Here is a 10,075-nt window from a genome sequence, read left to right on the forward strand (position 1 = left end):
CATCGATATCAGAAATCCCTCCGGAATATGCTTTCTCCAATATTTTGTTGATGAGTTTTTTTGCGATTTGTTGTATAATTGTTTCCATAAGAGACCAGTTCCTTTCGTGAGTTTTTGTGATGAAAACTATTTTATCATTTTGGAACTGTCTCTTTTTAGTTCTCTCTCAAAAATTCCACAATTATTTTACACTATCGAAATATAACTTCAAGGGTACTATCAAAAATGCAGGAAAAACCCTTTATACGAATTATAAATTCAAAGGGAAAACCAACTATACCTTTGTCGTTAAAAATACTGGAAATTCAATCTTAACCGTAAAGGCAAAAAGGAAAGCCCATACTTATTCCACAGAAACGATCAAGGCCGGAAAAACCAGAACCGTAAATTTTTCTAATATAAAGGCGGCTACGGAATTTTACCTTGCTTTTGATGGGAGCTCGTTTTCTGGATATATCAAATAAAAAGTGTGTAGTGTTTAATATATCAAAACAGGAGAATAGTAATGCAAGAGAAAAAAGAAACAATTAAAGGATTATTCCAAATATCTCTCATATTAACTTTTTGGACAATTATACCTTGTAACAATACTCAAATCGTTACATTGTTAGACAGGTTATCTCCAAAAGCAATGAACTCAGGAGTCTGGGCTGATGGATCTTTAATATATCTTCTCTGTTTTTTATTTACAATTTTAACATTTTTCTTGATATATGGCCGCAGAAAAAGACTCTTTATTGAAAAGACTATCTCTCGCAAAGATTTGAAGACTACAGGTATAGTCATAGCAATATACATATCTTTAATTTCAATATTATTAATACCTAGTGGTTATAATTTTGAAATTAGATATTTATTTTCTGTAAAAGGAGAAAGAATATGCCAGATATTTTAATGATATTTTTTATTTTACTTACACTTTCTTGTGTATGTTCACTTTTTTTAATATTATTTTTTGTATGGAAAATATATAAAAAATACAAATAGAACATATAAAAGGGAAATAGTGGGAACTATAAAATAAGTTTGCTCACGGTAGCATCATCTGGAAACAGCATGATAACTGCTTCCTTTTGGATTTCATGAAGAATACTCTATTAATCGAAAAAATAAAGTGTGTAAATTGTTCGGATCAAGTAGCTGAAAACAACCATTTTCGGCTACTTGATATTTTAAATCCACCACTTATAAACCGTAGGTTTACTCAAACCAGTTTCTCTGATACAGTCTGCTTTCTTTCCGTTCGGGTGAAATCTCCGCCATTCCCGGACAGTCTGCTCCTGGGTCGGTCTGCCCTCTGGAGCTTTCATGGGTAAATCTATAGCTTTCATATCTTCTTTTCTTCTCCTAGCTAAATATAAATGCTGTTTTTGTTTTAACCCATTTCGCTTATTCTTTTCTATAGAAATCCCCGAAAGCCTTGATATATCATCGATTGGAAATGTCGCAAATTGCACATCATAACATTCGAGAGCGCTGTTTACATCGTCTACTGTAAACGGCTGATCAGGCTTCCTGCTATTCAGTTCGGATACAAGTTCATACGCCTGTTTTTTCACTTCCTCATATGGAATCCCACACTTCACCGCATAGATAACCAGCATCATGATACACCAATATCGATGCCCATACGTAGCTCCATCAACGGGATGCAACATTTTTCGAATCCACCAGTCATATAAATCCCGTTTACATTTCCAGTGCCCTTTTTCATGCTCTCCGTTTACAATCACCTTCTCATACCACTGCGGAAACTTCTTCTTTGCTTCTTCCAGAGTATATTGGCTCTCTATCCACAGTTCTTCTTTGTTAAATTCCATCTGCGCCATAGAAAAAAGTTCTTCAAGCTTATAACATTCGTCCCGCAGACACCATACGGTCATATTCTCTTTTGTACCAGCAATCATAAAAGACTGATCATAAGACTGATACTGTACTTTCTCGTTATTACTCGTATACTGGTTCCATAGCCACTTGGTCATTCCATATTTCAAACTTTTAAGCTGTACTTTTATTTTCGGATAAAGACGTACCGGCTCATCAAAAATGTAATACAAATGGACCCCTCTTCCGCTGCGTGAAACAACAAGGAAATTCGGTGTAGGATAAACACGATGCTCGTCCTGACAACCATATAAAAAGCGATTCAACGTAACGTCGTCAACGTCATCAATATCAAAAATAAGACCAAAACACCGATCCGCATGTTCCTTGTCCTTCTTTCGTCCATAATAACTCACAGCATTCAATAAATTACTAGGTTCTTTTCTTGCTTCCCGAAGCTGTTCCAGAAACGTGTCTTCCAGCAGGATATACCGTTTCATTTTTCCCTTGTAATTTTCTCTATCGTTAATATAAACAATAGGGTTCCCCTTAAAATCCTCACTTCCCTCTGCACGATATTCTCCCTGTCTTTGAATATAATGCGCACCTATATGAAAAAGCCTAGTATATAACTCATCTGGCGTGCTCTTTCTTGCACCGTATTTTACTAAAATATTTAGAAGCATAATCTAGTTTCCTCTCCCTATACTACGGGACGTATTATTATCAATAGGTTATTTTACCTTTTTACCCCCAAATTATAACAGACTTTTTCTTGCCTGTCTATTTCCCTCTCCCTACAAAAGGGGGCTTATATTATCAATACAGTTTTTTTACCTTTTTTGATGATTATAAACCTGCCCTATCTGGCGGCCAAATTTCCCTGCCGCTGACACTTTTTCTATATACTGGTTCTCTGTTTTCCCCTCTGAAGGCTTAAATTTTCGATTTCAGCGTTTTTTCCGATTCCACCGTCATATTTCTACCACACCCAAGTTTTTCTTTGCTAAAAACGGCATTTTACGCTTTCCATGGTTGTCACTTTGTCATCACCTGCTTTATTCCATATGATTATATTCACTGGCTCACCTCCCTCCTGCTGGAAAGAGTCGCAGTATGCCTATTATATCACCTCAAATAAATTCGTTTCAATCTAAGATCAGCGGCTCCGACCACGGTCTTTTTTTGTATGGAGCCTCTCTGACGGGTTCCTTTCCTTTTCTTTTCTGATGTCATGAAAAGCTGGAGAATACTTTCCCGTCTCTGGAGCTTTCTTAGCAGAAATCTTCGCTTCGAGTTCCTTCCATTCATCGTTCCGATCCAATTCAAAAAAGTACTGTTGCTCTAAGCTTTCACGCTTCTTCCGGAGATACTCCAGTTCAAGGTTCAGCATGGGAATAGTTTCCTTCGCCTCATCATCGGCATCCGGATGCGCCTTTTGTACTTGCTCTTTTTCCGTTTCTTTTTCCAAGATCCGTTGTTCGCAGACCGTTAGTTTCTGATCCAGTTCCAGGAGCTGACGCTCCCCATATCCGAAATCATAGGGAATCGTTCCGATCTGTTCCATCGCTTGCTGGCTGCTCCGGAACAACGTACGAATCGCCTGATTGATGGTTCGAATTTCCTGATTCATCGTTCGTATTTTCCTATTTTGTTCGCACCGTTCGGAAGGCGTTCCCTGCTGTTCCATGCTTCTTGCTGCCGCCCCTTCATGGATCATTGGAATCTGTTCTTTCCCCTGCCGCTCATAGCTTCTGTGATCGATGGACAAAGGGATCACTTTGCCGGCTAGATAGCGATTACAGGTTTTTGCCCAGTTCTTTCTCCAGATTTCCGCCATATCCGGATGGCTCCATCCTGTTCTCTCCGCGATGGTTCGTTTCCATAACTTTCTCCCTCTGGCGCCGATCTTCTGTTCTCCCGTTTGTGGATCAAGAACCGGGATTCGTTCTCCGTTCCAGTCCAACTCATAGACTTTTTTCTCCTTAGCTCCCCACTCCCCATTTTCTTTGAATGGACGGGTTGTCAGCATAATATGCGCATGAGGATTTCCATCTCCCTTGTCATGCAACGACCAGTCCGCACACATACCAACCGAAACAAAATTCCCCTTCACATAACTCTGCACCGCTTCAATCTGTTCCATCCTGGACAACTCCCTGGGAAGTGCAACTTCGATTTCTCTGGCCAGCTGCGCATTGCGGTTGGTTTCAATTTTTTGTACGGCGTTCCATAATATTTCCCGGTTCTTATACTCCTTCGGAGCAAAACTCGGCAGGAGGACTTCGGAATAAACAATTCCCTGTTTCCGGGTGTAATCGTGAACGATTCCTGTTTCCTGATCCAACATTTTTTCACCTGCGCGATAGGAAGAAGATGCAACTGAAGATTGTCCTTTGGATCGTCCAATAATCTTAATCGAGCAATGAAAAATTGCCATAACGTAAATCCTCCTTTTTTGAAATATGGTTTCTCACGCGCGCAACGGACATACGTAGTGTGTCCGTAAGTGCGCCCTTACGGGTTTCTCCATTATATCATGCTAACTTTTCTTGATCAATCTTTCGTGATATAATAAAACAAAATAACCGGGAATGGAGAATCATACATGGCAAAATCATACGAGGAAAAAATTCAAAATATTGATGAAAAAATGGCGCAGCTAAAGCAACAGAAAAAGGCACTTATCGCAAAAGAAAAAGAGAAAGAACGAAAAGCAAGAACACGCCGATTAATCCAAAAGGGCGCCCTGGTTGAAAAATATCTCCCAGGCCTGGAAGAAGATCGCCTGGCTCATGCGCTGGAACTGACAAGGCTCTTTCTTCTAGCAGAACGAAAAGAAGGAACCGAACTGACTGCAGAGAATCTGAGTTATTTAGCAGCTATGCTTCATGCGAATATCCCTGCTTCAGGAGAATAGTCCAGGAGCAAAAAAATGGCTTTAGAGGCATGCAAACCCTTGAAACAGAGTTTTCCCTGCACGGATAAAAAAATTGATTGGAAAGGATACATAAAATTCCTTGACCATAATAAGAGAATCGCATACAATTAAAGTACATATAACCGTACATATATACGTACTTAAAAAAGAGGGGGGAGATACACATGATTGCAACAAAACCGCTTGATCTGAGAAGTAATTTAAAGAAATATATGGACGTTGCTTTTAAAGGCGAGCCGGTCGTAATTGCACGACCAAAAAACGAAAACGTGGTTATGGTATCGGAAAAAGATTACAACGAGCTGACAAAGGCTAAACAGAACGCCGAGTATCTGAAGCGCATAGACCGCAGCCGTGAACAGTGGAAAGAAAGCCAGACGATATCTTTTTCGATGGAGGAACTGCAGACCATGGAATCAGACGATTGGAAACCTACGCAGAAGGTTAGAGATTTTATGGAGCACATGAAGCATGAATGATTTTACTTTCACAGCGCAGGGTTTTTCTGACTATCTGTACTGGCAAAAACAGGATAAAAAAACGCTGAAAAAGATAAATGCTCTGCTGGCCGATATACAGAGAAACGGAGCCATGCAGGGCATCGGAAAGCCGGAGCCATTGAAATACCGGTCTGGTTATAGCCGCCGAATCGATGACAAGAACCGGCTTGTATATGATATTGACGAGTTGCAGAATATCGTCATATTAAGTTGTAAAGATCACTATGATGAAAGATAAAGCCTTCTGCCAAAAGAGCGAACCCGGTTCGCTCTTTTTTATCAGCAGCATCCAATTCTATGAAGCTTTCAAATTATTTCTTTCTGTCCGGATCAACCAGCTCCACTTCTTTCAGTGCTTCTCGAATCAGGATTGTCAAAAATTCGTTCCGGGATAGCTCCGTCTGGCTTACCAGTTCATTAATCTGTTCACTTAACTGTAACGGGATTCTTAGTGAAAACGAAGTATATCCGTCCTCCCCTTTTTGTTTTTTTATCTGTATTTTTCCCATATTCTGCTCGTTCTCCTTTTTTCTTGTCATTTACATTTTAGTGTTTCTTTTTATTTTTAAATATGTTAATATTTTAGTTGATATTTATGTTTACATTTTAGTTTTAAGGAGGTCTGCACAATGGAAACAATTCTGCAGCAACTTTTTGATGGCAAGATTAATCCTTCCGAACAATACCGCCCGGAATTACAACAGTATAAAGATCTGGTGCGCAAGCAAAACGAAGAGTATCAACAATTTTCAGAACAACTCAATAAACTCGATCCTCACCTGGAAAAGCAGTTTCAGGCGATACTGGATCGACAACTGGAAGAAATTCCTTTGGAAATGGCCCAACTGTTTATTAATGGATTCAAACTTGGGGCACGTATTACGGCAGAATCTCTGGTTATAGACAACAATTTTGATTAAAGGATTGGAGAAATCTCATGAATATGAAAAAAGATAAAGTCCTGATGCTAAATTATCTGGATATTTTTATTTTAAAATCAGCCTTAGAAGCGTGGGAAATAACGGATCAAGAAACAGAAAGTCGCTTAAAGGATGAAACAAATACCCTGCTATCCACTTTATCTTCCCTGGAACATATAAAGGATTAAGATATTTTTTCAGACTTATGGGTCATTTTTGAAGATAACAGCTCTTGGAGATTTCCCTCCCTATTCTTGCATAATCTTTCATTCGTTAAGCGTTCCATTCGAAAATGAAGAAGAGCATAAGGGAAGCCTGACCCCAAATTCTTTGGGACGTTGGCAGTGCCAACGGGTTTCGGCGGGGTCAATTTTTTGAGATCTGGTGACAATCCGGTGTCATTTTACTTACATTTTTTAGAAATTAGTGACAATCCGGCGACGATATTTTTCTATTTTATGGAAATTAGTGACAATCTAGTGACAAAAGAGCTTCTAATTTTTGAGCAAACTTTATAAATATAAGAAATAATCTATAAAAAATATCCTGTTTTTCATAAACAAAGGCTGTATAATGTTCTTGTTACCGCCCCTATACTGGCAACAGAAAGGGGGTGCTTCTAGTGGAAATCTTCATATCTTTTATTGTCGCTGTTGCGGCTGGTGTAGCCTGCCACTACATCATCAAATGGTTAGATGGCGACAAATAATCGGTAACTAGCCTATGGGAATAAGCCACCATAAAAAACGGCATAGAAAACCCCGGAGACTGCCATCTCCGGGGTTTTTGTTTGCTCCTAGCGGAACTTCACATCTTTTTGCCTACTGGCATTATAAAGCATATCCAAGCTTTCTGTCAAATATACTCACGATCATTTTTTACTAACCGTATAGGTGATTCCCAGTGTTTCGTTAAATAGCTCTTTTTCCTCTCCTTCTACCTCTAAAAATTCCAATCTTCCGCCTGTCCATTGTTGCTCTATGTGAGCATCTTCGTATGATTCAAAATGCCTTTTGATTTCTTCATCGTTATCCAAAAAATTTGTCAGTGTCCATTTTTTCACTTTATTTTCCTCCTCATCTCCCTCGTAATTTATCCCACCAGCTTTTCTTTTTTTCTTCTTCAAGAGCCTTTTTCATAGAGGTATAATCACGTTTCCATTCTGTCGCTTCTTGTTCCAGCTTTTCAATCTGTTCCAGATTTCGAGTATTTTTATCTGACAATACCTCAAACAGTTCCTCAAGAGCCATTCCCTCATATTTTTCAATTAAGGGCCGATACTTAACGCCTTTTCGTAACTCACTTAGTAACAACTGTTTTACGGCTTCCTCTGAATGTGTATAACTCTCGTTCAACTGTTCATTCAAACGTTGAATTTCCGCAGCCTGTTCCAGATTTTCCTCTTCCAGAAAACGTTGCTTTGACTGGACTACAAGGAGTTGTGCGTTTTGTTCAGTTAAGGCGGTTATCTTTTCCATTGCAGCCGTGTATTTTTTATGCAGTTCCAGTAGCTCATCACGAGCGGAATTGTCCTGAATGATCTGTACCGGCTCTGGGAAAGGATATTTTTCCTCAAGGAGCTGTACTGCAGTTTCATCCAACTCAATCTTATTTGTTTTTCCGATATGTCCAGAAAACAGAGTTGGGTTTCGTTTTATATATTGGAAAACCGCAGCGTATGTAACATTTCGCCCCTTGATAAAATCTTGTATTTTCAACGTTTCTACCTCTAAATTAAACAAAGTTATTAACATAATAATTAACATGTTAAATTATACGTCACAACAGTTGAAAATTCAACATTTTATATTATTTCCTCCCGCGCTAACGCTTGGGGCTACCGCCCTCCGCTCCGCTGCGGTTGGTCTGATTGAACTTATATGTTCACAAATACGTTCAATTATTATTTTGACTGTGATAAAATACGATGCACCGTTCCAAGACTACATTCCATCTGCTCCGCAATCGCCCGCATCGGCAGCCCTGCTTTCCGCAAAGACCATATTTTTTCCTTCTGTTCTGCAGAGAATACCGGTTTCCGGCCGGCGTGTTTTCGATTTTGTTCCGTAATTTGTTCATTAATCATTGATAACGGCACCGGTTCCATGCTGGAATCGGTAGTCGTATAAGCCTTTAAACGCCCGATTTCCGCTGTTTTTTCTTCCAGCTTATCTTTCAGTCTCTGATTCTCATTTTCAAGCGTCTTGCTGTAATTTTGGAGGAACTGCACCTTCTCAGACAGTTCCCGGTACACATACGAGTTTAAAAATTCCTGATCCGTCTGTTTGATTAACCGGCTGTTCTGCTCCGACAGGGTATTCATCTGCAGTTTCAGCTTTTCGATTTCCTCTTTTAAAGACTTTATGGTTTCTCTTGCCACAAACAAACAACTCCTTTTAATTATTGAACTAATTTTTGAACAAATTATACATCAAATAAAAGGAATCGTCAATCTATTTTTGAACAAATTATTGAACATTATCTGCTAAGAAAAGCCCCCGTTTCCGATTATAACCACAGGAGCTTTTCTTAGCGCTAAATTAAATATCAAAGGTCTTGATGATTCCGTTTCGATCCACAATATCCACCGTTTTCAGGTTTCGGATTCCCATATCCTCTTCCAGGCTGTCAGTCTCTACAACAATTTTCTGCTGATGATCCAAAGATAAATCAATCTGACTGGACAACGAAAGCTCGATCGTATCGTTCCCATCCGGACTGTTTCCAATCGTATAACCCACTACACTCCGATAGAATGGTAAATCTGTGGTAATTTCCAAGCGATCTTCATAGGCCTGAAGCGAAACGATCTGCTCCGGTGAAGAAATATCCTGGTACTCCAATACTTTATAAATTCCAAACAGACCGGCCAGAATCACCAGAATGAGCAACGCACTCAGAATCTTAATTTTCCGGCTCTGAGACTTTCGAATATTGGTGTCTCTCGTAATCTCTTTCACAATTTCGCTTTCCTTTCCTAATAACGTATCCAATGAAATATTCAATACGTTGGAAATGGACACAATTAACTGCAGGTCCGGATAGTTTCTTCCAATTTCCCAGTTTGATACCGTCGTTCTTCCAACATGCAACTCCTTTGCCAACATCTCTTGGGTCATATTCAGATCCTGACGGCGAGTTTTAATTTGCGCACCAATTTCCATAAACCTTCCTCCTTTTTATTGAATCATAAAAATTTCATCCGTTCCAGTCAGCATCTCGCACATATTGAAAAATCAACAACGCCACAAACGCTGACCCTTCAATTTCATGGAAAACGATTGCGTTTTTCCACACATCATGGTAACCATAGGATATCCGATTATAACCGAAAAGAAAAGGAGGAAACAACATGTTAATCAAACAGAAAACAATTCAGATACTTCTTGTATTGCTCCTAATAATCCTGTGCGCATTCGCGACATCACCATTATCTGCACATGCCCAGGAAGCAACTACGGAGCCGGAAAATATAGGGGTATCTGCTATCTGTCCGGACGAAGCAGATGAATCGGAAGAACCACAAATCCAACCGAATAGTGCCAGCAGACCGACAAAAGTCTGGAACCTTGCAACAAGGGGGAAATATAACGGCGGTGTCAAGTTGTTGTGGAGTTTTTGGTTGACAGATCCAAAATGATTATCATCTAGCTTAGCGGTATGCCTCTGTTCATGCTAAGGCTTCTGATCAGTGTCTGGGTTCCGCTGCTTCCATCGAAAACAGGCTCTCTCCTCTCAAATATGCTGAAATCAATCGCTCCCTCGCAGGCCTCCTCTATGATCCGTTCTGCATATTCACCATAGCTGCCTTTTCCTCTGTCTTTGTCCTTGAAATCCCTCGCTTCTATCTTTCCTCGGTTCTTTATGTATATCCTCTGCTTCGTCAGTTT

General features: G+C 39.6%; 16 protein-coding genes. 8 read left to right on the top strand and 8 right to left on the bottom strand.

The window, feature by feature from the left end; genetic code table 11:
* Positions 1 to 119 precede the first annotated feature (119 nt).
* The gene (locus H9L42_RS16170) at positions 120 to 464 is read left to right on the top strand and encodes a hypothetical protein (protein WP_187304442.1); all 345 of its coding nucleotides are present in this window, start codon (positions 120 to 122) and stop codon (positions 462 to 464) included.
* A gap of 41 nt (positions 465 to 505) precedes the next feature.
* The gene (locus H9L42_RS16175) at positions 506 to 895 is read left to right on the top strand and encodes a hypothetical protein (RefSeq protein WP_187304443.1); all 390 of its coding nucleotides are present in this window, start codon (positions 506 to 508) and stop codon (positions 893 to 895) included.
* Positions 896 to 1,172: 277 nt separating this feature from the next.
* Here the strand turns inward: H9L42_RS16175 and H9L42_RS16180 are convergent, their stop codons facing one another.
* Together H9L42_RS16180 and mobQ are read right to left on the bottom strand one after the other, a co-directional pair.
* On the bottom strand, positions 1,173 to 2,324 hold the full coding sequence (locus H9L42_RS16180) for a hypothetical protein (protein WP_187304444.1): 1,152 nt from the start codon (positions 2,322 to 2,324) through the stop codon (positions 1,173 to 1,175).
* Positions 2,325 to 2,983: 659 nt separating this feature from the next.
* The gene (gene mobQ / locus H9L42_RS16185; RefSeq protein ID WP_187304445.1) at positions 2,984 to 4,264 is read right to left on the bottom strand and encodes a MobQ family relaxase; all 1,281 of its coding nucleotides are present in this window, start codon (positions 4,262 to 4,264) and stop codon (positions 2,984 to 2,986) included.
* Between the two features lie 168 nt (positions 4,265 to 4,432).
* Between mobQ and H9L42_RS16190 the strand changes: the two genes are divergently transcribed.
* From H9L42_RS16190 to H9L42_RS16200, 3 genes are all read left to right on the top strand, one after another.
* Complete coding sequence (locus H9L42_RS16190; protein WP_187304446.1) at positions 4,433 to 4,744, top strand: hypothetical protein; 312 nt, start codon at positions 4,433 to 4,435, stop codon at positions 4,742 to 4,744.
* A gap of 185 nt (positions 4,745 to 4,929) precedes the next feature.
* Positions 4,930 to 5,244, top strand: coding sequence for a type II toxin-antitoxin system Phd/YefM family antitoxin (locus H9L42_RS16195; protein WP_187304447.1), 315 nt, complete (start codon positions 4,930 to 4,932; stop codon positions 5,242 to 5,244).
* Positions 5,237 to 5,503, top strand: a complete 267-nt coding sequence (locus H9L42_RS16200; protein ID WP_187304448.1) for a Txe/YoeB family addiction module toxin — start codon at positions 5,237 to 5,239, stop codon at positions 5,501 to 5,503. The genes H9L42_RS16195 and H9L42_RS16200 overlap by 8 nt, the downstream gene beginning before the upstream one ends.
* Positions 5,504 to 5,576: 73 nt before the next feature.
* Here the strand turns inward: H9L42_RS16200 and H9L42_RS16205 are convergent, their stop codons facing one another.
* The gene (locus H9L42_RS16205; RefSeq protein WP_187304449.1) at positions 5,577 to 5,774 is read right to left on the bottom strand and encodes a CopG family transcriptional regulator; all 198 of its coding nucleotides are present in this window, start codon (positions 5,772 to 5,774) and stop codon (positions 5,577 to 5,579) included.
* 120 nt (positions 5,775 to 5,894) lie between these two features.
* Between H9L42_RS16205 and H9L42_RS16210 the strand changes: the two genes are divergently transcribed.
* Both H9L42_RS16210 and H9L42_RS16215 read left to right on the top strand, forming a co-directional pair.
* Complete coding sequence (locus tag H9L42_RS16210; protein ID WP_187304450.1) at positions 5,895 to 6,185, top strand: DUF6809 family protein; 291 nt, start codon at positions 5,895 to 5,897, stop codon at positions 6,183 to 6,185.
* 17 nt (positions 6,186 to 6,202) lie between these two features.
* The gene (locus tag H9L42_RS16215) at positions 6,203 to 6,373 is read left to right on the top strand and encodes a hypothetical protein (RefSeq protein ID WP_187304451.1); all 171 of its coding nucleotides are present in this window, start codon (positions 6,203 to 6,205) and stop codon (positions 6,371 to 6,373) included.
* A 683-nt stretch (positions 6,374 to 7,056) separates the two neighbouring features.
* On the opposite strand, the gene H9L42_RS16220 is transcribed toward H9L42_RS16215, so the two are convergent.
* The 4 genes from H9L42_RS16220 to H9L42_RS16235 all read right to left on the bottom strand — a co-directional run bounded on the left by H9L42_RS16220 (position 7,057) and on the right by H9L42_RS16235 (position 9,349).
* The gene (locus H9L42_RS16220) at positions 7,057 to 7,248 is read right to left on the bottom strand and encodes a hypothetical protein (RefSeq protein ID WP_187304452.1); all 192 of its coding nucleotides are present in this window, start codon (positions 7,246 to 7,248) and stop codon (positions 7,057 to 7,059) included.
* Between the two features lie 13 nt (positions 7,249 to 7,261).
* Complete coding sequence (locus H9L42_RS16225; RefSeq protein WP_187304453.1) at positions 7,262 to 7,903, bottom strand: hypothetical protein; 642 nt, start codon at positions 7,901 to 7,903, stop codon at positions 7,262 to 7,264.
* A 185-nt stretch (positions 7,904 to 8,088) separates the two neighbouring features.
* Positions 8,089 to 8,565 carry a hypothetical protein gene (locus H9L42_RS16230; protein ID WP_187304454.1) on the bottom strand — a complete coding sequence of 159 codons (477 nt, stop codon included), beginning with the start codon at positions 8,563 to 8,565 and terminating at the stop codon, positions 8,089 to 8,091.
* A gap of 160 nt (positions 8,566 to 8,725) precedes the next feature.
* Positions 8,726 to 9,349 carry a helix-turn-helix domain-containing protein gene (locus tag H9L42_RS16235; RefSeq protein WP_187304455.1) on the bottom strand — a complete coding sequence of 208 codons (624 nt, stop codon included), beginning with the start codon at positions 9,347 to 9,349 and terminating at the stop codon, positions 8,726 to 8,728.
* 188 nt (positions 9,350 to 9,537) lie between these two features.
* Between H9L42_RS16235 and H9L42_RS16240 the strand changes: the two genes are divergently transcribed.
* Complete coding sequence (locus tag H9L42_RS16240) at positions 9,538 to 9,825, top strand: hypothetical protein (protein WP_187304456.1); 288 nt, start codon at positions 9,538 to 9,540, stop codon at positions 9,823 to 9,825.
* Positions 9,826 to 9,832: 7 nt separating this feature from the next.
* Here H9L42_RS16240 and H9L42_RS16245 read toward each other — a convergent pair.
* A partial coding sequence (locus tag H9L42_RS16245) for a hypothetical protein (RefSeq protein ID WP_187302588.1) occupies positions 9,833 to 10,075 on the bottom strand: 243 nt, incomplete at its 5' end.

It is taken from the genome of Zhenpiania hominis (assembly GCF_014333425.1).
GTDB lineage: Bacteria > Bacillota > Clostridia > Peptostreptococcales > Anaerovoracaceae > Hominibacterium > Hominibacterium hominis.